This is a genomic window from Aliarcobacter thereius LMG 24486, from assembly GCF_004214815.1.
Taxonomy (GTDB): domain Bacteria; phylum Campylobacterota; class Campylobacteria; order Campylobacterales; family Arcobacteraceae; genus Aliarcobacter; species Aliarcobacter thereius.
This window is the reverse complement of the sequence record NZ_CP035926.1, coordinates 635,377-659,185: the sequence shown is the minus strand read 5'-3', so window position 1 is coordinate 659,185 and position 23,809 is coordinate 635,377. Positions and strand designations below refer to the sequence as shown.

At 26.9% G+C, this 23,809-nt stretch carries 23 protein-coding genes and 1 pseudogene; 8 read left to right on the top strand and 16 right to left on the bottom strand.

Features of this window, described 5'->3' with window-relative positions:
- Nucleotides 1-8 precede the first annotated feature (8 nt).
- Both ATH_RS03495 and lpdA read left to right on the top strand, forming a co-directional pair.
- Nucleotides 9-1,664: a dihydrolipoyllysine-residue acetyltransferase gene (locus tag ATH_RS03495; protein WP_066390554.1), complete on the top strand. Its 1,656-nt coding sequence runs from the start codon at nt 9-11 to the stop codon at nt 1,662-1,664.
- Between the two features lie 9 nt (nt 1,665-1,673).
- A complete protein-coding gene (lpdA, locus tag ATH_RS03490) occupies nt 1,674-3,104 on the top strand; it encodes a dihydrolipoyl dehydrogenase (RefSeq protein WP_066390556.1) in 1,431 nt (476 codons plus the stop codon).
- A 7-nt stretch (nt 3,105-3,111) separates the two neighbouring features.
- On the opposite strand, the gene ATH_RS09950 is transcribed toward lpdA, so the two are convergent.
- The gene (locus ATH_RS09950) at nt 3,112-3,300 is read right to left on the bottom strand and encodes a hypothetical protein (RefSeq protein ID WP_208854819.1); all 189 of its coding nucleotides are present in this window, start codon (nt 3,298-3,300) and stop codon (nt 3,112-3,114) included.
- Between the two features lie 2 nt (nt 3,301-3,302).
- Nucleotides 3,303-3,485: a BRO-N domain-containing protein gene (locus ATH_RS09945; RefSeq protein WP_235630001.1), complete on the bottom strand. Its 183-nt coding sequence runs from the start codon at nt 3,483-3,485 to the stop codon at nt 3,303-3,305.
- Between the two features lie 399 nt (nt 3,486-3,884).
- Here ATH_RS09945 and ATH_RS03480 point away from each other — a divergent pair, with 399 nt between their 5' ends.
- Nucleotides 3,885-5,339: a hypothetical protein gene (locus ATH_RS03480; protein ID WP_131798758.1), complete on the top strand. Its 1,455-nt coding sequence runs from the start codon at nt 3,885-3,887 to the stop codon at nt 5,337-5,339.
- Nucleotides 5,340-5,352: 13 nt separating this feature from the next.
- On the opposite strand, the gene ATH_RS03475 is transcribed toward ATH_RS03480, so the two are convergent.
- Both ATH_RS03475 and ATH_RS03470 read right to left on the bottom strand, forming a co-directional pair.
- Nucleotides 5,353-6,489, bottom strand: coding sequence for a hypothetical protein (locus ATH_RS03475; RefSeq protein ID WP_066390559.1), 1,137 nt, complete (start codon nt 6,487-6,489; stop codon nt 5,353-5,355).
- A 9-nt stretch (nt 6,490-6,498) separates the two neighbouring features.
- Nucleotides 6,499-7,923 (bottom strand): MBOAT family O-acyltransferase, encoded by a 1,425-nt coding sequence (locus ATH_RS03470; RefSeq protein WP_066390561.1) that lies wholly within the window; start codon nt 7,921-7,923, stop codon nt 6,499-6,501.
- Between the two features lie 198 nt (nt 7,924-8,121).
- Here ATH_RS03470 and ATH_RS03465 point away from each other — a divergent pair, with 198 nt between their 5' ends.
- Entirely contained in the window at nt 8,122-8,574 is a 453-nt protein-coding gene (locus ATH_RS03465) for a hypothetical protein (protein ID WP_066390562.1), read from the top strand.
- A gap of 12 nt (nt 8,575-8,586) precedes the next feature.
- Here ATH_RS03465 and ATH_RS03460 read toward each other — a convergent pair whose 3' ends face one another.
- From ATH_RS03460 to ATH_RS03440, 5 genes are all read right to left on the bottom strand, one after another.
- Entirely contained in the window at nt 8,587-9,477 is an 891-nt protein-coding gene (locus tag ATH_RS03460) for a cation diffusion facilitator family transporter (RefSeq protein WP_066184899.1), read from the bottom strand.
- 13 nt (nt 9,478-9,490) lie between these two features.
- Nucleotides 9,491-11,572: a heavy metal translocating P-type ATPase gene (locus ATH_RS03455; RefSeq protein WP_066390563.1), complete on the bottom strand. Its 2,082-nt coding sequence runs from the start codon at nt 11,570-11,572 to the stop codon at nt 9,491-9,493.
- Between the two features lie 2 nt (nt 11,573-11,574).
- Nucleotides 11,575-11,919: an ArsR/SmtB family transcription factor gene (locus tag ATH_RS03450; RefSeq protein WP_066184897.1), complete on the bottom strand. Its 345-nt coding sequence runs from the start codon at nt 11,917-11,919 to the stop codon at nt 11,575-11,577.
- 104 nt (nt 11,920-12,023) lie between these two features.
- Nucleotides 12,024-13,103 carry a glycoside hydrolase family 3 N-terminal domain-containing protein gene (locus ATH_RS03445; protein WP_066390566.1) on the bottom strand — a complete coding sequence of 360 codons (1,080 nt, stop codon included), beginning with the start codon at nt 13,101-13,103 and terminating at the stop codon, nt 12,024-12,026.
- A gap of 19 nt (nt 13,104-13,122) precedes the next feature.
- On the bottom strand, nt 13,123-13,389 hold the full coding sequence (locus ATH_RS03440) for a DnaJ domain-containing protein (protein WP_066184895.1): 267 nt from the start codon (nt 13,387-13,389) through the stop codon (nt 13,123-13,125).
- 95 nt (nt 13,390-13,484) lie between these two features.
- On the opposite strand from ATH_RS03440, the gene ATH_RS03435 reads away from it, so the two are divergent.
- The 4 genes and pseudogenes from ATH_RS03435 to ATH_RS10070 form a co-directional block, all read left to right on the top strand.
- A complete protein-coding gene (locus ATH_RS03435; protein WP_066184894.1) occupies nt 13,485-13,970 on the top strand; it encodes a J domain-containing protein in 486 nt (161 codons plus the stop codon).
- A 1-nt stretch (nt 13,971) separates the two neighbouring features.
- Nucleotides 13,972-14,469, top strand: coding sequence for a type II toxin-antitoxin system antitoxin SocA domain-containing protein (locus ATH_RS03430; RefSeq protein ID WP_083190981.1), 498 nt, complete (start codon nt 13,972-13,974; stop codon nt 14,467-14,469).
- A complete protein-coding gene (locus ATH_RS03425; RefSeq protein ID WP_066184893.1) occupies nt 14,466-15,836 on the top strand; it encodes a DNA recombination protein RmuC in 1,371 nt (456 codons plus the stop codon). The genes ATH_RS03430 and ATH_RS03425 overlap by 4 nt, the downstream gene beginning before the upstream one ends.
- Nucleotides 15,837-17,340: 1,504 nt before the next feature.
- Nucleotides 17,341-18,006: pseudogene (locus ATH_RS10070) on the top strand (methyl-accepting chemotaxis protein); the annotation flags it as partial.
- Nucleotides 18,007-18,052: 46 nt separating this feature from the next.
- Here the strand turns inward: ATH_RS10070 and guaB are convergent.
- The 7 genes from guaB to rpsM all read right to left on the bottom strand — a co-directional run bounded on the left by guaB (nt 18,053) and on the right by rpsM (nt 23,807).
- Nucleotides 18,053-19,498 (bottom strand): IMP dehydrogenase, encoded by a 1,446-nt coding sequence (guaB, locus tag ATH_RS03415; protein ID WP_066184891.1) that lies wholly within the window; start codon nt 19,496-19,498, stop codon nt 18,053-18,055.
- Nucleotides 19,499-19,515: 17 nt separating this feature from the next.
- Nucleotides 19,516-20,889: an Asp-tRNA(Asn)/Glu-tRNA(Gln) amidotransferase subunit GatA gene (gatA, locus tag ATH_RS03410; RefSeq protein ID WP_257122323.1), complete on the bottom strand. Its 1,374-nt coding sequence runs from the start codon at nt 20,887-20,889 to the stop codon at nt 19,516-19,518.
- A 130-nt stretch (nt 20,890-21,019) separates the two neighbouring features.
- Complete coding sequence (gene rplQ / locus ATH_RS03405; RefSeq protein ID WP_066184889.1) at nt 21,020-21,370, bottom strand: 50S ribosomal protein L17; 351 nt, start codon at nt 21,368-21,370, stop codon at nt 21,020-21,022.
- A 12-nt stretch (nt 21,371-21,382) separates the two neighbouring features.
- Entirely contained in the window at nt 21,383-22,381 is a 999-nt protein-coding gene (locus tag ATH_RS03400) for a DNA-directed RNA polymerase subunit alpha (RefSeq protein ID WP_066184888.1), read from the bottom strand.
- 18 nt (nt 22,382-22,399) lie between these two features.
- Nucleotides 22,400-23,026 carry a 30S ribosomal protein S4 gene (rpsD, locus tag ATH_RS03395; protein ID WP_066184887.1) on the bottom strand — a complete coding sequence of 209 codons (627 nt, stop codon included), beginning with the start codon at nt 23,024-23,026 and terminating at the stop codon, nt 22,400-22,402.
- 10 nt (nt 23,027-23,036) lie between these two features.
- Complete coding sequence (gene rpsK, locus ATH_RS03390) at nt 23,037-23,429, bottom strand: 30S ribosomal protein S11 (RefSeq protein ID WP_066173407.1); 393 nt, start codon at nt 23,427-23,429, stop codon at nt 23,037-23,039.
- Nucleotides 23,430-23,438: 9 nt separating this feature from the next.
- On the bottom strand, nt 23,439-23,807 hold the full coding sequence (gene rpsM / locus ATH_RS03385; protein WP_066173404.1) for a 30S ribosomal protein S13: 369 nt from the start codon (nt 23,805-23,807) through the stop codon (nt 23,439-23,441).
- Nucleotides 23,808-23,809 lie beyond the last annotated feature (2 nt).

Sequence of the window (23,809 nt, the reverse complement as noted above, 5' to 3'; positions counted from 1 at the left end):
AGTAGAAAATGGCAAATATAAAAGAGATTTTTATTCCTGATTTAGGTGCTGATAAAGATGTTGATTTAATTGATATTATGGTTAAAGTTGGAGATATTGTTGAAGTTGAAGATGGGCTTATTACTTTAGAAACAGAAAAAGCATCTATGGATGTTCCAACTCCATTTAAAGGTAAAATTACTGAAATATTAGTAAAAGTTGGAGATAAAGTAAATAGTGGAGATTTAATTGCAAAAGTTGAAGTTGTAGAAGAAAATAGTGTAGAAACTGTAAAAACTGAAACTACTTCTTCTATGCAAATTGAAGAAGAAAAAGTTGAAACTACAACTCAAACTGCTACACAATTTGTAAAAGAACAAAGTATAAAATCTGTTGTTGAAGAGGTAATAGTTCCTGATTTAGGTGCTGAAAAAGATGTTGATTTAATTGATATTATGATTAATGTTGGAGATATCATCGTAAAAGATTATAGTATTATCACACTTGAAACTGAAAAAGCTTCTATGGATGTTCCAGCACCATTTGGTGGAGAAGTTATAGAATTATTTGTAAAAAAAGGTCAAAAAATAAATAGTGGAGATTTAATTGCAAAAGTTATAAAAACTGTTGTAATTGAAGATAAAGTTCCAACTCCAGCACCTCAAACTTCTTCAAATAGTATAGAAAAAAATAGTAAAAAAGAGAATTCATCTCCAACTTTACAAGAACTTGCAGCAAGAAGTATTGATCAAGAAGAGAGCAAAGTTCTATCTAAAAAAGCAATTAAAGTTTATGCAAGTCCAAGTGTAAGAAAAGTTGCAAGAGAGTTTGGTGTTGATTTAGGTTTTGTAAAAGGTAGTGCAAAAAAAGGAAGAATTTTAGTTGAAGATATAAAAGCTTATGTTAAAGAGCAACTAAATAAACCAGCAAGTGCAACAGGTGTTGGATTTGGATTTAATCTTCCTGAAACAAAAGAGATTGATTTTTCAATATTTGGAAAAATAGAAAGAGTAGAATTAAGTAAAGTTCAAAAAGTTTCTGGACCATTTTTACATAAAAACTATCTTTCTGCTCCTCATGTTACACAATTTGATGAAGCTGATATTACAGAACTTGAAGAGTTTAGAAAGTCACAAAATGCAATAGCAAAAGATTTCAAACTTTCTCCTCTTGTATTTATTATAAAAGCTGTTGAAAAAGCTTTAAAAATTCATCCAAGATTCAACTCAAGTTTAAGTGCTGATGGTCAAGAACTAATTATGAAACAATATTTTAATATTGGAGTTGCAGTTGATACTCCAAATGGATTGTTAGTACCTGTTATTAAAGATGTAGATAAAAAAGGTTTCAAACAAATTGCAATTGAGTTAGCACAACTATCACAAAAAGCAAGAGATGGAAAATTAACGAGTGCTGATATGAGTGGAGGATGCTTTACTATTTCAAGCCTTGGTGGAATTGGTGGAACATTCTTTACACCAATTATAAACTCTCCAGAAGTTGCAATTTTAGGTGTTTCTAAATCATCTATAAAACCAATATATGATGGAGTTGAATTTAAACCAAAACTTATTTTACCTCTTAGTTTATCTTATGACCACAAAGTAATAGATGGGGCAGATGGTGCTAGATTTACAACAACTTTATCGCAACTATTAAGCGATATTAGATTGTTAAGTCTGTAAGGAGTTTTTATGGAAACTATCAAAACTCAAGTTTTAGTTATTGGTGCAGGACCTGGAGGTTATTCAGCAGCTTTTAGATGTGCTGATTTAGGATTAGATACAGTTATTGTTGAAAGATATCCTACTTTAGGTGGGGTTTGTTTAAATGTAGGTTGTATTCCTTCTAAAGCTTTACTTCATGTTGCAAAGGTTATTGAAGAGGCAAAACATATAAAAAATGCTGGAATATTTTATGAAGAGCCAAAAATTGATATAAAAAAAGTTGCAGAGTATAAAAGTGGTGTTGTAAAAAAACTAACTGGTGGTTTAGATGCAATGGCTAAAATGAGAAAAGTAAATCATATTCAAGGTTATGCTAAATTCTTAGATGAAAATAGTGTTGAAGTAGAGCTAAGTAATGGTGAAAAAACAAAAGTAAGTTTTGATTACTGTATTATTGCAGCTGGTAGCCAAAGTTCGAAAATGTCATTTATTCCACACGAAGACCCAAGAATTTGGGATTCAACTGATGCACTTGAAGTAAAAGAAATTCCAAAAAGACTTTTAATTCTTGGTGGTGGAATAATTGGTCTTGAAATGGGAACAGTTTACTCAACTTTAGGAAGCAATGTTGATGTTGCAATTAGAGGTGAACAACTTATGACTGGAACTGATCTTGATATTATAAAAGTTTATACAAAAGCAAATCAAGATAGATTTAATATCATGGCTAAAACTCAAACTCAAAGTATTATTCCAAAACAAGATGGAATTTATGTTGAGTTTACTGGTCTTAATGCACCTAAAGAGGGAATCTTATATGATGCAGTTTTAGTAGCTCTTGGAAGAAGTGCAAATGGAAATAAACTTGGACTTGAAAATACAAATGTAGAAGTAGATGAACAAGGCTTAATCAAAGTAGATTCTCAGCTTCGAACAAAAGTGCCACATATATTTGCTATTGGAGATATTATTGGTCAACCAATGCTTGCACACAAAGCTGTACATGAAGGGCATGTAGCTGCTGAAGTTATTGCTGGTCATAAAGTATATTTTGAACCAAAACAGATACCTTCTATTGCTTATACATTCCCAGAAATTGCATGGGCTGGAATGACTGAAATTGAGGCTAAGAAAGCTGGTATTAACTATGAAGTTAGCTCATTTCCTTGGAGTGCAAGTGGAAGAGCACTAGCAAGTGATGTTTCAAATACTGGGCTTACAAAACTAATTTTTAATAAAGATACAAACCAATTAATTGGTGGAGCAATTGTTGGAGAGAATGCTGGAGAGCTTTTGGGTGAAATTTCACTTGCTCTTGAGATGGATTGTGACGCAGAGGATATTGCACTTACAATTCATGCTCACCCAACTTTACATGAATCAATAGGTATGGCTGCTGAGATTTATGAAGGAACTATAACAGATTTACCAAATGCAAAAGCTGTAAAGAGAAAGTAATTTCTCTTTATGGTTTATTCTCTATAAACTTTTTCGCATTTTGATTTGTTACAACTTTTTTCCCTGTTTTTGCTTCAAGTTCAGCTCTTGCAACTTTTGCAACATTTCCACCCTGCTTTGCAACAAGTTTACTCTCTTCAAAATTTAATGGGTTTATAGCTTCACTTATATCTTTTGTTGAAGCTTCTGCCAACATATTTAAAATAAGTTCTGTTCATCTAATCGCTCTTTTGCTACTTTTGCTAACCAAAGCTTAAAAGGCTCTGCTTTTAATGATAGAATAGATTGAATAAGCCTAAAGAGTTGATCTGTATTGGTAACATCTGTAAGTTTCATTTTGCCATCACTTGCTTTCATTTTCAACTGGTGACAATTTGTCACCGTTTCATTTCCTTCTTCTTTTAATCTTTGCTTTAACTTATTCCAATATTTTCTAGCTATTTGAAAATCTTTACTTTTAGTTATAATCTATAAAATATCAACCATTGAGATATCCCACTTTTAAGTCTTAATACTAAAAATGCTACTTTTAGTGATTTTGGATAAAATATCTATTAAATTTTAAAACATTAAAGGTTTAATAAAATGTCATTTGATTTAAAAGATTTATATAATCTAAGAAATTATATTTTTACCATAAGATTTTTCCCACTTTTTATAAGCTTTTTATTATCGATGACAGTTTTTTCATTTTATGGCTTTTTTAATAAATATTTTTTTTACTCAATTATTTTGATTTTATCTAGTTTATTGTTTTCAATAATATGGGTAAGATTTGGATTGAAACTACAATTTGCACAAAATCTACATAAAGAATTTAAATTTAAGGAAGAATATATATTATATAATCAACTACTAAGTGAAACCTTACTAGAAAGTGAAAAAGTTGAATTAAAATTATACCAATCTCAATTGTTTTTTAGAGTTGGAAATTACAAAAGATTTTTGAAAAATATTGATGAGCTATCAGAAGAAATAATAAAATATCCTAAAAATGAGATTTTTTATAGACTATTGAAATCTTTTTATTATGAAATAAAAAATGATTTTATCAACTCAAAAAATGAATTAATATTTATAACTGAAAATTCAAACAAAGATAACTTAAAAATACAAGCTTATAATAATATTGCTAGTCTTGAAGAACTAGAAAATAAAAGTAGTAAAGAAGCTCAAATATTTTATGAAAAAGCTTTTAATATACTAAAAGGAAAAGCTTTACCTCATTTTTATCCTATAACTATACATAATTTAATAATTTGCTATTCAAAAAATAAAAATAAAGAAAAAGCAAAAAAAATACTTGAAGATTATTATAATCTCATAGATAAAAAATCTTCAAAACAGTTACTAGAGTATGCTAATGTTCTAACACATTTGGCAAGACAAATACATGACAATAAATTATTAGAAGAAAGCTATTTAATAGCCAATGAACAACTCCCTTATCTTTTGAAAGAAGAAGAAAAACTTGTTTTAGAAATTACACAATTAAGGATGAGATGTAATGATGATAAAGATTTTGACAAGCACTTTATATCTACATTTGATAAAATTAAATTAAATAAAGATAAGTTTTTATTAATTGAAAAATTAAACATAATTACAGAATTAAATCATGTTATTAAACAAAAAATAGAAACTTGCCATAATGTTAAAAAATGGTCAGATTATTTATTTTGGTGCATAGATTGGGAAATATCTTTAGAGGAAAATATTCAAAACAAATTAATGGAAATAGAATATCCATTATGTTCAGAAAAAGTATTTTGGCTTAATCAATTAGTTCGTATAAAAAAAGCGCTTTTAGTAAAAAATGGTAATTTGTATCATACATTTAAGATAAATGATTTTAATGAAATGATAAACATTATTGAAGAAATTATTGAAATATCGGAAAAAGCAGAAAATGAACCAGAATATATAAATGCAATTATACATTTAATAGATGAAATATATTCTTTTTATGATCAAACGAAGATTATACAAATTTTTACAGATTATAATAAGAAAATTATAAATTATTTAAATAGTGCTGATAATTTATTGGAAAAATATTACAAAAATCCTCATTATGCTCATTTTTTAATTTCAATATCTTTCTTTTCTTTAGTTATAAAAAAAGATAAAATATTAGCTAAAAAATGGATTGAAAAATTTGATAATTTAAATATATCTTTAAATCATTACGCTATTTATTTAAGAAATTGGTATAGTTTTGTAAGGATAAATTGAAATGAATTATAAACTATTCTTCGAAAACCTCTTTTCTATAAGCTTCTGTATCTATAAATTTAACTCTATCATCTCTTAATTTTTGTATATGGTTATCTATATTTTGAATATTTAATTCTACTCCAAAATCTTTGTATGGTGAAATATCCAAAAGTCTATCAAGAACAATATCTCCAAGTTCTTTTTTATAGTGACTTGCTTCCCAATGATATTTCATTTTTTCTTTTGGATTTGTTGGAACAGTTTCAGCTGTAAGTTCGTGATAAACTGAAAAATCCATAATCCTATAAGGAGTTTTTTGTTGTTCTTTTGCTATTTTTTCTACAAATAAAACTACATCTTTTTTCCACTTATACCAAGTTTCAATATCTTGATAATAATCGAAAGCTTCCCATTGTCGAATATGTGAAGGTCCAAAAACAATATCTAGTTTGATGTTATTTTGATAGCAAAGTTCTAATATTTTTCTAAAATCATCAAAGCTTGATTCTTTTGTATCTTGATAAATATTTGAATTGTATTTAAAATCACTTTTTTTATAATAACTCTCTTCATCTTTATTCATTACTTTAAGATGTCCACCTTTTTTATCTATATTTTCTTGATCAAAATACCAATCTCTTTGACCATTTTCCAAATAAGAACTTTTTGATTTTTGATTTATTATTGTTTTAAAACTACTTCTAAATAAATCTACACTAAATAACTGTTTATAAATATTTTCTATATTAAAAGAGTCTTCAAAATCATCTAATTTTCTCATTTTTGAGTCATTAAACATTCGCCAATCAGCTACAAGTATAACTTCTTTTAAATTTCCTTGCTTGATTGCGTGTTCAAGATATAATCTATTTTCATATAAACTTGCACCGCTTACAGCTAGATTATAAGATGGTTTAGAAAAATATTCATGATTTGGATCATATCCATACTCTGTTCTTGAAGTTCCCAAAGATATTGAAACTGGTTTTAACTCTTCTACTTTTACAACTTTTGCTAATCTTATATTTTTATCTTGCTCAGGTTTATTTTGGAATATATTTGTTTTATAAATTCCATACGGATCAACAACATAATTAACTCCACCAATTAATACAGCAACAAAAAAAGATAAACCTAAAACAATTTTTAAAAATTTTTTACTACTCATAACTCACCTTTAAAAATTGAAATATAAAAATTCAGATACTTTATTTAAAGATAAAATTGCAAAAATAAAGCAAAATGCTGTTAAAAAAGCCAGTTTATAGTTTGGTTTAAAACTATCTCTTTTTTCCATACTGTTTTTGAAAAATAGAACTAAAATAAAAGATACAAAAATCCATGCATATATTTCATCTTTCATAGAAACATTTATAAAAGGTCTGTTTATTATGATCTCATTAAACCCAAACATCCCACTTAAAACCTTAATAGCATCATCCCACTCTTTAGCTCTAAAAAATATCCATGCTATATTTACAAAGTTAAAAGTAATAAACCAAGCTAAGATTGTATTCATTTTAAATCCTAGGTTTGTCCAAACTCTATGAATTATCAAAGCAAGACCATGTAAAAATCCCCAAAATACAAATGTCCATCCAGCTCCATGCCAAAGCCCACCAATTACAAAAGTTGCTAATAGGTTTGAGTATGTTCTAAAGCTTCCTTTTTTATTTCCACCAAGAGGAATATATACATAATCTCTAAGGAATCTACTTAGAGTTATATGCCATCTTCTCCAAAAATCTTGTATATTTAAAGCTTTATATGGAGAGTTAAAGTTAATTGGAAGTTTTATATTAAACAATAGTGCTATTCCTATTGCCATATCTGTATAACCACTAAAATCAAAGTATAGTTGAAAAGTATAAGATAGACTTGTTGCCCATGCTTCTATTAGGTTTAAAGTGTCAGCTGTATCAAATCCAGCTGTTGCCCAAACGGCAAATGTATCTGCAATAACTACTTTTTTAAATAGACCTATTGAGAATATAAACAAACCAAGAGCTATATTTTTATACCTCTTTACCATATTCCATTTACTAGCAAACTGAGGCATCATCTCTTTATGATGAACGATAGGTCCTGCAATAAGTTGTGGGAAAAAGGTAACAAACAAAGCATAATTTAAAAAATCATACTCTTTTGTTTCACCTCTATAACTATCTACTAAATAAGCTATTTGTTGGAAGGTAAAAAAACTTATTGCCAAAGGTAAAACTAGATGTAAAAGATTTACATTTGAAGAGCTTACTAAGTTAAAGTTAGCAATAAAAAAATCAGCATATTTAAAGTATCCAAGTAAAGATAAATTTGCAACTATTCCAAATATTAAAATTGACTTTTTTGAAAAAGATTTATTTAATCCTTTTTTATTCTCAAAACTAGCTTTTGCTAAACTATTCCCAACTACATAGTTAAACAACATTGATATTAATATCAAAGGTAAATATGCAATATTCCACCAAGAGTAAAAAAACAAACTCGCAAATACTAAAAACCCTTTTGATGCAACTGTTAATCTTTTACTATTTAGATAAAAGTATATAAAAAATGTTATTGGCAAAAATGCAAATATAAATTCGTATGAGTTAAATAACAATGTTTCCCCTAAAATATCAAAATATTTTATATTTTTGATTTATTTATTTTATTATTATCAAACTATTTGATAAAGATTGAATTATAGTAAAAATAAACTTATAGCCTATAAAATAGATTGATATAATTATAAAAATATGTGATTTTTGTCTAATTATTTTACTTGTAATATTCAAAAAAATGAAAAAAGGCAAATAATTTGACATCGATAAAAGATATTATTAGTAAATATGAAGTTACAAGAACAACTCTGCATAACTGGAAAACTACAAAACCAAATCTTTATAATCTTTTATTAAATCCAGAAGATACAAATGAAAAATTAAGAGATATAAATATTGTTTTAGAAAAATATTCAAAAACTATAAAAAGTACATTTAGTGAAGATGATATTTTATTTATTTTAAATCTTAGTTTGGAAAATTTTGTAAATGAGATTGAAAAACTACACACAATTTATATAGAACAAACTGCAAAAGAGTTAAAAGAGAATAGTGAGTTTGTACTAGCTGTTTATCAAAAAATTCAAGATTTAAACCTAATAGAGAGATATATTTTTATTTTACGAATTAAAAGTTTAAGAAAAGAAAAAATTAAACAAACAGATATAAAAACAGCTATAAAGCACTATTTCAGAGAATTTCTGGAATAGTACTTATAGGTTTTATTTCTCTACACTATCATTTATATGTAAATCATCATAAGGATCCATATGAATATTTATAATCCAATCTCTACTTTTATCAAGTTCTTTAATTCTATCTTCAATATAATGACTTACTTTATGTGCTTCCATAAGTGTAATTAAACAATCAAAAACCAGATGAACCTCAACAAAAGTTTGATTTGCTGCTTCTCTTGTTTTTAGTAAATGAAAAGTATTTACTCTTTTTGATGATTTTATTATATCTTCAATCTTTAAAACTAACTCTTCACCTAAAGATTTATCTAAAAGAACTAAAACTCCTCTTTTTATCAAATCATACGCTGAATAAACAATATAAAAAGATATAGCAGCTCCTATTAAAACATCAAATATCTCATACTCTGTAACACTTACTAAAATTAAAGATATTAAAACAGCAATATTACTTAAAACATCTGTTTTATAATGAAGTGCATCTGCTTCAATAACCATTGATTTTGTTTTTTTAGCTACATAATTTAAATAAGTAACCAAAGATATTGTAACAATTAAAGATACAATCATCACATATATTGATATTTCTAAATATTGTGATGTTTCTCCTGTAACTGCTTTTTTAATTGCTTCATAAAAAAGGTATATTCCAGATATTGTAATAATTGTTCCCTCAATTACCAAAGCCAAAGCTTCAATTTTTCCTCTTCCATAATTAAAATTCTTATCAGCTGGTTTTTCTGAGTTTAATATAGCAAAATAGTTAAATATAGATACAAACATATCTAATATTGAATCAATAGCTGATGCTAAAACAGCAACAGAACCACTTGCAACTCCAACTACTAGTTTAATTAAAGTTAAAATTCCTGCAACACTTGAGGAGATTATAGTAGCTTTTCTTTGTTGTGTCATATATTTCCTTTTTCTATTTTATATCTTTTAAAATTCTCATTGAGTTAAATATTGCTAATAATGCAACTCCAACATCAGCAAAAATTGCCTCTTTCATTCCAATAACTGCTCCTGCTCCTAAAAATAAGAATCCAACTTTTATAGCCATAATGAAAACTATATTTTGATATAAAATTGTTTTTGTTTTTCTAGCAATTTTTATAGAATCACTAATAGAGTTTAAATTATCATTTAAAACTATAATATCAGCCGATCTTATAGCTAAATCACTCCCAACTCCACCCATTGCAAAACCAATATCAGCATTTGCCAAAGTTGGGGCATCATTTATTCCATCTCCTACAAAAGCCGTTGTTTTGGCTCTATTTATCTTTATTTCATTATATATTGTTAATTTATCTTGAGGAAGAAGTTCATATCTTACTTCATCTATTCCAATACTATTTGCTACACTTTGTGCAACTTCTTTTCTATCTCCACTTAGCATATATGTTTTTGTTATATTAAGATTTTTTAACTCTTGTATAAAATCTTTTGCTTCAGGTTTTATAATATCACTTATTACAATATATCCAGCAAACTGTCCATCTATTGCAATATAAACAAAACCTGATTCTTCTTTAATCTCATTTTTTATTTCTACATCAAATTTATTTAAAAGTTTTTTATTTCCTACTAAAATATCTTTTCCTAAAACTTTAGCTTTAATTCCAAAACCACTTATCTCTTCATTTTCTTCAACATTTTTTAGATTTATCTCACCTTTATAAGCTTTTACTATTGATTTTGCTATTGGATGAGTTGAAAAACTCTCAATATGTGCTGCATATTTCAATAATTCATCTTCACTTATATCAAATGCTTTTATTCTTGTAAGTTCAAAAACACCTTTTGTAAGAGTTCCTGTTTTATCAAATACTATACTATCAATTTCTGTTAATTTTTCTATATAGTTTGCACCTTTTACCAAAACACCTTTTTTTGAAACGGCACCTATTGCACTAAAAAATGATAAAGGAACAGACACAAGTAAAGCACAAGGACAAGATATAACTAAAAGAACTAAAGCTCTTTCAATCCAATCTGAAAACAATGCTCCTTCTATTAGAAGTGGTGGAATAAAAGCTAATAAAATGGCAAGTGCAACAACAATTGGTGTATAAACTGTTGCAAATTTTGTTATAAATTTTTCTGCATTTGCTTTTTTTAAACTTGCATTCTCTATTAGTTCAACTATTTTTGCTATTGTTGAGTTTTTATACTCAGAACTTGCTCTTATATATATAGCTTTTGATACATTTATAAATCCACTTAAAATTTCTGTATCTTTTTTTAAATTTCTTGGTTTAAATTCCCCTGTTATAGCACTTGTATCAAATGAACAATCATCACTTATTAAAACTCCATCAACAGGAACTTTCTCTCCAACTTTTACTAATATTTCATCACCTATTTTTACATCTTCAGGTGATTTTTCTACTATTTTATCACCCTCTTTTACAAAAGCAAACTCTGGTTTTATATCTATTAATGAGTTTATATTATCTCTTGAACGATTAACAGCAACTCCTTGAAACATCTCTCCTACTTGATAAAAAATCATAACTGATATCGCTTCTACAAAATCTGATAAAGCAAATGCTCCAATAGTTGCAATTGTCATTAAAAAATTTTCATCAAATACTTTTCCTCTAAAAATATTCCTAACAGCACTTGTTACAACACTCCATCCTACAAGTAAATATGCACTTAAATAAATTAAAATTTGTAAAACTCTATTCTCAATATAATTATATGAAATAAATGTCATTATAATTGAAATAAGTACTATATATAAAGCTTTTTTATCTAAGTTCTGCCAAAATGTTTTTTCTACTTTATTTTTCTCTTTTTCTATAAAAACATCTTTTTCTACTTTTTGTATCTCTTGTTCTACTTTATCTAAAATATCATCTTTTGTATTTTGTTCAAAACTTAAAGTTAAAGTTGAAAAGTTTACCTTTACATCTTTTAACTCTTCCATTTTTTCTAATGTTTTCTCTATTTTAATTGCACAAGATGCACAATCAAGATTTCCTAGCTTTACCTTTCTCATTTTCAACCTTTTACAATATGTTCTAATCCCATATCAAATATTTTTTTGATATGTTCATCATCTAATAAATAATAAATCTGTTTTCCTTCTCTTCTACTTTTTACTATTTTTGCATTTCTTAAAGCTCTTAACTGATGAGAAACAGCTGATTGACTAACATTTACAAGTTCACTTATTGCTCCAACACAAAGTTCATCATCTTTTAAAACTGATATTATTTTTATTCTTGTTGTATCTGCAAAAGCTTTGAAAAGTTCTGCTACATCATAAAGAGTTTCATCACAAACTATATCTTTTTTTACTCTTTCCACTTCGTTTGTATGGTCACAACACTCTTCTTTTTTCATTTGCACTCCTTATATGAACATATGAACAAGTAATCATATATAAAGAAAGTTTAAATTATGTTTAATTTTATATTTTTTTATCTACCCTAAATTAGGATAGATATTTATTTTAGAAGATTATTGATTTTTTGATTTGAATCTATAATTTTTTGAAGTGAGACATCACCTGTTTCTACTGCATTTACTACAATATCAACAATCTCTTGAAGTTCTATTGGTTTTGCCAATTGATTTGCAAATAGAAGAAGATTTACTCCACTATTTATTGCAGTTATTACTGTTTCTTTTGTTGTATAGTGTTTTGTTATAGCACTCATTTGTAAATCATCAGTAATTAATACTCCTTTAAATCCCAACTCTTCTCTTAAAAGATTTGTGTTTATATTGTATGAAAGTGTTGCTGGATAAAATTCATCTAATTTTGAATTAAATACATGAGCTGTCATTATAATATCTATCTTATTGTTTTTTATAAAATAGATATAAGGTTCTAGTTCTTTCTTACTCCAAGTTTTTGTAATATCTACAAAACCATGATGAGAATCAGCTAAAGATGAACCATGACCAGGAAAGTGTTTTAAACTTGAGGAAATTCCTTTATTTTTTAGCTCTTCTACAAATATAGAAGAATATTTTATAACCTCTTTTGTATCTTTACCAAAACTTCTTCCTCTTGTTACAATAACTCTATTTTTTTCATTTATAGCCAAATCAACAGATGGAGCAAAATTCAAATTTATTCCAACATAATTTAACTCATCAGCCATTGTTTTATAACTATTTCTTGCAAATTCTTCGCCATTTTTTGCTATTTCACTTGCTTTTAATGTATTAGAAAAACCATATTTATCATTTAATCTTTGTACAGCTCCACCTTCTTGATCAATACCTATTAAAAGTTTTTGTGTTCTTATATTTTGTAAACTATTGTTTAACTCTTTTAACTGCTCTTTATTTACAATATTTTTTGCTTTTGTTTTATCATTTGGATCTTTATCAAAAAGGATAACTCCACCAAGCCCTGCTTTTACATCTTTATATATTTGTGAATTTTCATCTATTTTTGTCCCATAAAAACCCAAAACAACCATTTTTGCAGCCATTTTCTCAAGCTCTTTTTTACTCAAATTATCATTTGAAAAAACTAGAACTGAAAAAAGTAAAGCTATAATTATTACTCTCAATCTTTTTCCTTTATACTTATTATTTAACCCAATTCTTATAATTCATAAAAGATGGAAATTGTTTTTTAAACTCATTTGTTTCAAAAGAGAAACTATAATTTTCCATATAATTTTGCAAAATATCATAAGATTCTTTAAGTTTTGTAAATTTTTCGTGACTACCTGTTTCCATATCTGGATGATATTTCTTTGATAGTTTCAAATATCTCTTTTTTATATCTTTTTTACTCATATTTGAGATGATCCCAAAAAGCTCAACAGCTTCTATAAACTCTTCATAATTCATAATCAAATCCTTAAAAAATTTGATTATACAAAAACTTTATGATTAATTAACTTATTGTATAATGCAAACCACTTAAAAATTTAAAAGGTTATTTTATGGGACAAATTATAAATTTGGCAATACTTATTTTGATTTTATATCTTATTTTTACAAATTTTGGAATATTTTTAATGATAATTGGTGGAATCGTTTTATTCATATTAATTGCAGGTTATTTTTTAAAAAAAGAGCTAAAAAGAAGAGCTAAAAATTTTGAATATCAATTCAAAAACTTTTCACAAAATCAAGATTTTGAATTTGAATTTAAAGAATTTAAAGGTTTCAATCAAAACTTTAATTTTAATGATTTTAATAGTTTCAATAACTCAAACTTTCAAAACTCTTTTTATACAAATAATTCAAAGCTAAAAGAAGCAAAAGATTTTTTTGGATTTAGTGATACATTTTCAAAAGATGATATAAAAAAAAGATATAAAGAGTTAGCAAAAAAATATCATCCTGATTTAAATGGTGGAGATGAAGAGAAAATGAAAAAACTAAATGATTTTAGAGATATTTTAATGAAAAGTATAGGAGAATAATTTGATAAATATTACAAAACTTGCAAATATAATTTTATATTTGATTCACAAACAAGTAAAATCTTTAAATCATAAGAAACTAGAATTATTATTATTTTTTATAGAAAAAAACCATATTGATTTTTGTGGAAAAAAGATTATAAATGAAACTTTTATAAAAACACCAAGAGGTGTAAAAGCTCTTGTTTTAGATGATTTATTCTCTATAATTTTAGAAGAAAAAGTTTTTAATGAAGATGAAGAAGATGATAGAATATTTTTCATTCAAGAACTTATGGACTTTTTGGATATTGAAATTGTAGAAAAAGAGTCTTATAAAGAGTTATTGTTTTATAAATTAGAAGAAGATTTTGATGAATCTCTTTTTTCACAAAGTGAAATGAGAACAATAACAAAAGTTTTAAATGAGTACAAAGATATAAGTGTAAGAAATCTTGCAAATGAGTCTTTTTCTTTAGAAATAGTAAGAAAAACAGATAAAGATGAAGTAGTATTATGATTGAATTTTTATCTTCAATAAACCCTATTTCTACAATTTTATTTTTTACTTTATTAATTTTCTTTCTAACAATATTTTTTATTTTTATTTTGAGAAATAGCTCAAAAATTCAAAATAGAGAACTTGAACTTCAAATAATAAAAACAGATGATCTTCTAAATAAAAATGATGAACTTTTAAAAGCTTACAAACTATTGGAAAATCAGAATATTGATTTAAAAATAGAGAACTCTTCTTTGAAAACAAATGTTGATTTAGAGATAAAAAACAAACAAACTATAAAAGATGACTTTGAAGAACAGAGCAAAAAACTTGAACTAAAACTAAATGAAATAATGCAAAATTCTTTAGAAAAAAGATTAGAGAAATTTGATGAGAATTCTGTAAAAACTCTTGATAATGTATTAAAACCATTTAAAGAAAATCTTGAAGGTTTTAAGAAAAAAGTAGAAGAAAATCAAGAAAGTAGTATAAAAAAATTTGCTGAACTTTCAAAAGAGATCGAGTTTGTTTCATTGGCTGGATTAAATATATCAAAAGAAGCTCAAAATCTTACACAAGCTTTAAAAGGTAAAAAACAGACTCAAGGAAGTTGGGGAGAGATGATTTTAGAGAGTGTTTTAGAGTATTCAGGACTTCTAAAAAACATTCATTACTTTACTCAAGAAAGCTATAAAGATGAACAAGGAAAAATAAAAAGACCTGATGTTATTATCAAACTTCCTCAAAATAGATCTATGATAATTGATTCTAAAGTATCTTTAGTTGATTATGATGAATATATAAGAGCTGAAACAAACGAACAAAGAGAGATATCTTTAAATAATATTGTAAACTCTTTTAAAAACCATATAGATACTCTTGATTCAAAAGATTATGCACACTATAAAATGGGAACTTTGCAATATGTATTTATGTTTATTCCTATTGAAGGTGCTTTCTCTTTAGCTGTTCAAAAAGACCCAACACTATATGAATATGCTTTAAAAAAACATATTGCAATAGTAAATCCATCAACCTTGACTATATCATTAAGAACAATTTATCTTTATTGGCAAAGTGAGCAATCAAGCACAATGGCAACAAAACTATTTGATGAAGCTGGAAAACTATATGATAAAATCTTAGGTTTTTCTGATAACTTTTATAAAATAAAAAATCAGTTATTAACACTTTCAAATACTTATGAAACTGCTTCAAAACAACTAAGTGAAGGAAATGGTAATATTTTAAATAGAGTAGAAAATCTAAAAAAACTTGGGGCTAAAACTACAAAAACTTTGAAAGATTCAAAAATTGAATTTGAGGATTTTGATGATGTTGAAGCTGAAGTTTACTTATTAAATCAAAACGAAAAAAAAGATTAAAAAGCTTATTTTGTAATTAAATTGTAATCAAATAATAATATTATAAAAGATTAGTCAATTTATAGGGGTAAAAATGAGTGTAAAAGCTAAATTAACTTTAGTTTTAAGTATGGTTGTTTTCAGTTTAGTTTGTTTTATGATTATTTTAAACATTCTTGTTTCAAATTTAAAAGATTTTTCCAAAATGGAACTATTTAATAAAAATCTATTAGTTGAACTTTTGGATTTAAGAAAAAATGAGAAAGACTTTTTTCTTCGTTTAGATACAAAATATATTGATTCTTTTAATGAGATAATTAATAGAGTTATCTATGATACAGAAGAGATAGCTAAACTATTTGAAGATTATAAAATTAGTACAAATCAACTAGAAGAATACAATGATTTAATAATAAAATATGCAGAAATATTTAATATTTATACTTTTAACCAAAAAGAGATTGGTTTAGATCATCAAAGTGGTTTATATGGTGACTTTAGAAAAAGTGTTCATAATGTTGAAAACTTTGCAAAAAACTCAGATGATTATAAACTTCTAGCTTCTGTTTATGATTTAAGAAAGCAAGAAAAAGATTTTATGTTAAGAAAAGATTTAAAATATGTTGAAAACTTTAAATCTATTATAAACAATCTAATTTTAAATATAGAAAATATTTCAAATAAAAATAGTCTAGAGAAATATAGAGATGATTTCTTACATTTAGTAAATAAAGAGATAGAACTTGGTTTAAATCATAAGGAAGGATTACAGTTTCAAATGAGAGATATTGTAATTCAAATAGAAAATATGAATGAAAAATTAACTATAAATTTAAATAAGATTATAGAAGAAAAAAACTCATATTTTAAAACTTTAATATTTTCATTTGTAGCGATCTTAATGTTTATTATCTCTTTAATTATCTATTTTACTTCTAGGCAAATTTCAAACTCTTTAATTAAATTTCAAACAGGATTAATATCTTTTTTCAAATTTTTAAATAAAGAGAGTAATAATATTTATAAAATTGATATTTATTCAAAAGATGAATTTGGACAAATGAGCAAAATAATTAATGAAAATATAGAAAAATCAGAAAAACTCTTACTTGAAGATTCTATTTTAATTGATGAAGTAAAAAAAGTTGTTGAAGATGTTAAATCTGGTTATTTAGATAAGAAAATAAGAAAAAGTAGTTCAAATACAAATCTTAATGAATTAAAAGATAGTTTTAATGATATGTTAGAAATTATGAAACAAAATGTTGCAAAAGATATAAATAAGATTTTAAATCTACTTGATAAATTTGCTAATTTAAATTTTAGAGCAAGTATTGATGATGATAATGGAAAAGTAGCACTTGGAATTAATCATTTAGCTCAAATTATAACTGATATGCTTATTGAAAATAGATCAAATGGTTTAGATTTAGCAAAAAGTTCAACAGAACTTTTACTAAATGTTGATAAATTAAATATTTCTTCAAATGAAGCTGCAAGCTCTTTAGAAGAAACAGCAGCAGCTCTTGAAGAGATTACTTCAAATATTAGAAACAATACAGAAAATATCGCAAAAATGGCACAATATTCAAACTATATTACAAAATCTTCACAAAATGGAGAAGAACTTGCAAATCAAACAAATAGTTCTATGGATGAGATAAATTCTCAAGTAACAACTATAAATGATGCAATAGCAATTATTGACCAAATTACATTTCAAACAAATATCTTAAGTTTAAATGCAGCCGTTGAAGCTGCAACAGCTGGAGAAGCTGGAAAAGGATTTGCAGTTGTAGCTCAAGAAGTAAGAAATCTTGCAAATAGAAGTGCAGAAGCTGCTAGAGAGATTAAAAGCTTAGTTGAAAATGCAACATCAAAAACAAATGAAGGTAAAAATATAGCCTCTAATATGATTGAAGGATATAAAGATTTAAACAATAATATAAATAAAACTTTACTTCTTATTTCAGATATAGAGATGTCAAGCAAAGAGCAACTTTTAGGAATAGAACAGATAAATGATGCTGTAAATGAACTAGATAGACAAACTCAACAAAATGCTATGATAGCAACTCAAACTCATGATATAGCATTATCAACAGATAAAATTGCTAAAATGATTGTAATTTCTGCAAATGATAAAGAGTTTATTGGTAAAAATGAAGTAAAGGCTAAAAAATCAATTTAAGATTGTTGTTTATAATAGTTAAAAAGAGAGTTTAAACTCTCTTTTTTTATATATGATAGTTTGGAGCTTCGTTTGTGATTGTTACATCATGAACATGAGATTCTTTTAATCCTGCACTTGTAATTTCCACAAATTCTGCTGTTTCTTGGAATATATTTATATCTTTTGAACCTAAATATCCCATAGAACTTCTTAATCCTCCAACAAATTGATGAATAATATCAGCAATACTTCCTCTATAAGCAACTTTACCTTCAATACCTTCTGGTACTAACTTATCAGTTGCTGTTCCTTCTTGAAAATATCTATCTGTACTACCTTTTGTCATAGCACCAATACTTCCCATTCCTCTATATGATTTGAATTTTCTTCCTTGATATAAAATCACTTCTCCAGGACACTCATCAGTTCCAGCTAAAGCACTTCCCATCATAACACAAGAAGATCCAACAGCTAAAGCTTTTGCAACATCTCCTGAATATCTAATTCCACCATCAGCAATTATTGGTGTTCCACTTTTTTTAGCTTCAATTGCACAATCATCAATTGCACTCATTTGAGGAACTCCAACACCTGCAACTATTCTAGTCGTACAAATACTTCCAGGTCCAATTCCAACCTTAACAGCATCAGCCCCAGCTGCTATTAAATCTCTTGTTGCTTCAGCTGTTGCAACATTTCCAGCTATTAGTTCTACTTTTAATTCTTTTTTAATAGCTCTTACTGTATCTAAAATTCCTTTACTATGTCCGTGAGCTGAATCTAAAACTAAAACATCAACTCCAACAGCAACTAAAGCTCTAGCTCTATCTAATTGATTTACACCAATAGCAGCTCCAACTCTTAATCTTCCAAACTCATCTTTACAAGCATTTGGATACTCTATTTTTTTATTTATATCTTTAATTGTAATTAATCCAATTAATCTATTATTATTATCAACAATTGGTAATTTCTCAATTTTATTTTGATGCATAATTTCAGCTGCTTGTTCTAAAGTTGTTCCTTCTTTAGCAGTTACAAGTGGCATTCTAGTCATTTTTTCACTAGCTTTAAATCTATAATCTTTTGTGAATCTCATATCTCTATTTGTTAAAATACCAACTAATATTTTATTTTCATCAACAACTGGAACTCCAGATATTTTATATGTAGCCATAATATCTTCAGCATCTTGTAGAGTTTGATCAGGACTTATTGTAATTGGATCAATTATCATACCTGATTCAGATTTTTTCACTTTTTGACATTGTAAAACTTGTGATTCTATATCCATATTTTTATGAATTATCCCTATTCCACCGAGTCTAGCCATAGCAATAGCAGCTTCATATTCAGTAACTGTATCCATAGCAGCACTTACAAATGGAATATTTAATTCTATATTTTTAGTCAATTTTGTTTTTAAACAAACCTCTTTTGGAAGCACTTCTGATTTTGCAGGTACTAGTAACACATCTTCAAAAGTTAAAGCTCTTTTTCTAATTTTCATCTTAATATCCTATTCAATTATTTAATATATTTTACTGCTTTTTCCATTGATAAAGCACCATCAAACAGAGTTTGTTCTTCAAAACTATTTGCAATTAATTGTAATCCTATTGGAAGATTATTGCTATCTTTTGCAACAGGAATACTAATTGCAGGAAGCCCTGCTAAATTTACACCTATTGTATATAAGTCAGCCAAGTACATATCTAAAGCACTTTTATATGAGTTAAATTCAGGAGCTGTTGTTGGAGCAACTGGACTTAATATTAAATCAGCATTTTCAAAAATTTTATTATATTCATTTTTTATAACCGCTCTTACTTTTTGAGCTTTTAAATAATATGCATCATAATAACCTGAACTTAACACAAAAGAACCTACCATTATTCTTTTTTTAACTTCATATCCAAAACCTTCTGTTTTTGAATTTACATACATATCTTTTAAGTTTTCACTTGAAGCCCTAAAACCATATCTAACTCCATCAAATCTAGCTAAGTTTGCACTAGCTTCAGCAGCAGATATTATGTAATATGTAGAGATTATTTTATCTGAGTCAAGCATATTTGTATAAATAATTTTATGACCTTGTTCTTCTAAAAGCTTAAGAGTTTTATTAAAAGCTTCTTTTACTTCATTACTTGCTTCATCTATATAATTATCAATTACAGCTATTGTAAATTTTTTATCACTATTTAAGTTTGGTGTAATTTTTGAGTAATCAATATTTGCACTTGTTGAATCTTTTGGATCATATCCTGAGATAACATCATATAATATTGCAGCATCTTTAACATTTTGTGTAATCACTCCACATTGGTCTAAAGATGATGAATAAGCAGCAATTCCATACCTACTTACTCTTCCATAAGTTGGCTTCATTCCAACAACACCACAATATGAAGCTGGTTGCCTAATACTTCCACCTGTATCTGTTCCAAGTGCAGCAATAGCCAATCCTGAAGCAACAGCAGCAGCACTTCCTCCACTACTTCCACCTGGTATTTTGTTATTATTATGAGGATTTAAAGTTTTACCATGAACAGAAGATTCAGTTGAACTTCCCATTGCAAACTCATCCATATTTGTAAGTCCAAAAGGACTAAAACCAGCATCTTCAAGTTTTTTAATAACAGTTGCATTAAAAGGAGCTAAATAATTCTTTAATATTTTACTAGAACATGTTAATTCCCAATCTTTTACATTTATATTATTTTTTATTGCTATTGGTATACCATTTCCAGATTCATTTAAATCTTTATTTTCTAATTGCTCTATGTATGCACCAATATTACTATTTTTAATATTTGATTTTAAATTATCTTTAAACTTTTTGATATCTTCACTATTTAATTTTAATGCTTCTTCTAGAGTCATATATTTATTCTCCATTATTATAAATTTATATGTTTTTATAAAAGGCTGATTATATCAAAAAAAAGTTTAAAAAAAGGGAAAGTAGTTTTTGTTGTAGTTTATTTAGAAAATAAAAAGAGAAAATCTCTTTTTATTAATTTATGTTTTAGATAAAAGATATAAATGCCATTGGAGTAGCATCACCTTTTCTAATTCTTGTTTTAATGATAGATGTATATCCACCATTTCTTCCTTCATACTTAGGAGCTATTTCGTTAATTAGTTTTTTAGTAGCTTCTTTATTTTGAAGTGCAGCAAATACAAATCTGTGAGTATTTAAATCAGCATTTCTAGCAGATGTTACTAATTTTTCTATATATCTTCTTAACTCTTTCGCTTTTGGAACAGTTGTTTCGATTTTTTCTCTCTCAATAATAGCTATTGCTAAATTTTTTAACAATGCTTTTCTATGAGCAGAAGTTCTATTTAACTTTCTATATCCGTGCTTATGTCTCATATTAAACCTTTATTATGCTTTTAATTGCTCTAATTTTCTTCTTAAAGAAGATGCAATATTTTCTGGAAGTGTATTTTCAATTGGATAACCTAATGATTCAAGCTTAACAGCAATCTCTTCATAAGATTTTGTACCAAGATTTTTTATACTTTTTACTTCAACTTCACTCATAAGAACTAACTCACCTAGGTATTTAAGACCTGATCTATCTAATGAATTAAAGCTTCTTGCACTTAGATTTAAATCTTCTATTTTAACAATTAGCTCTTTAACTTCTGCACTATCTTCATTTGTATCAGCAACAGAAACTTCAGATAAATCAAATACTTTATTAAATACTGACATTTGTGAGTACATAACACTAACTGCTTCTTTAAATGCATTTACAGGAGAAATTTGTCCATTTGTAATTACATTAAATACTGCTTTTTCATAGTTAGGATTGTCTTCAACTAACATTTTTTCAATATTATAAACCACTTTTTTAACTGGTGTAAAAAATGCATCAATTGGTATATAATCTGGTCCAACGATATCTCTAATATCTTCAGATGGCATATAACCAATACCTTTTTGAATAATAACAGTAAAAGTTAAATTACAATCACTATTAATAGTTGCTAAATGCTCATTATTAGATACTACATCAATCTCAGAGTTGATTAAATCTTCACCTTTTATATCTCTAGGACCATTAAAAGAGTACTCTACAGCTACTTGGTTTTTATCACCATTTATTTTAAATCTAATGTTTTTTAGATTTATAACAAACATAGCAACATCTTCAAGCATTCCTCTTAGTGAGTCAAACTCATGAGTAACACCCTCAATTTTAACAGCAATTGGTGCATAACCAACAGATGAACTTAAAAGTAATCTTCTTAACGGATGAGCTAAAGTTATAGCAAATCCATCTTCAAATGGATATGCTGTAATCTTTGCTTCATTAGCACTAATAGCCTCAATTTCAACTTCAGTTGGTAAAAACGGAGTTTCTGCAAACTTTTTCATTGGCTACCTTTTTATTTTTTATTTAGAATATAACTCTATAATTAATCTCTCTTCAACAGGAATAACTACTTCTTCTCTTTCAGGTATTCTTGTGAAAATTCCAAAAACTTTATCTTTATCTACATTTACCCAATCAACCATTCCTGTTTGATTTGTAAGCTCTAAAGCTCTTTGTACTTGTGGATTATTTTTAGTTTTTTCTCTAATCTCAATTTTTTGTCCAGGTTTTACTAGGTATGAAGGAATATCAACTTTTTTTCCATCTACTAAAACGTGTCCATGAGTTGTAATTTGTCTAGCAAATGCTCTTGTAGTAGCAAATCCCATTCTATACACAACATTATCTAATCTTTGTTCAATTAATGAAATAAGAACAGCTCCTGTATTTCCTTCTCTTCTAACTGCTTCTTTGAAGTAATTAGAGAATTGTCTTTCAGAAACACCATAAATATATTTAACTTTTTGTTTTTCTCTTAATTGTAAGCCATATTCAGAAACTTTTGATCTTCTTTGTCCATGTTGTCCTGGAGCAAATGGTCTTTTTTCTAAAGCACTTTTACCTGAAAGTCTTCTCTCACCTTTTAAACCAAGATCTGCTTCAAGTCTTCTTTCGATTTTTTCTACTGGTCCTCTATATCTTGCCATTATTTACTCCTTACACTCTTCTTCTTTTAGGAGGTCTACATCCATTGTGTGGTAATGGTGTAACATCTTTAAACCAAACAACTTTGATTCCATTCATTGATCCAACTGATTTAACTGCTGTATCTCTTCCTGAACCTGGTCCCTGGATTTTGATTCCTACATTTTTAATTCCATGTTCCATAGCTTTTGTTAAAGCATCTTCAACCGCAGCTTGAGCAGCAAATGGAGTTGATTTTTTAGAACCTTTAAAACCTAAGTTTCCAGCACTTGACCAAGCAATAGCGTTTCCTGCTTTATCTGTAACTGTAACCATAGTGTTGTTAAAACTTGCAGCAATATGTACGATACCGTCAGCAATATTTTTTCTTACAACTTTTTTTCTAGTAACTTTTCTTTTTGCCATTATCTATCCTTACTTGCTTGCCGCACTAATAGTTTTCTTTTTACCTTTTCTTGTTCTGGCATTTGTTTTTGTTTTTTGCCCTCTACAAGGTAAACCTTTTCTATGTCTTAATCCTCTGTATGAACCTAAATCCATTAAAGATTTAATATCCATAGCAACTTTTTTTCTAAGATCTCCCTCAACAAGGTAGTTTTCTTGAATCTCTTTTCTGATTAAAGCAGCTTCATCTTCTGTTAGTTCAAACGCTCTTTTATTGAAATCAATTCCAGTAGCATTTAAAATTAGTCTTGAATTATGTAAACCTATTCCAAAGATATAAGTTAATGCATATTCCATTCTTTTTTTGTTTGGTAAATCAACACCCGCGATTCTTGCCATGT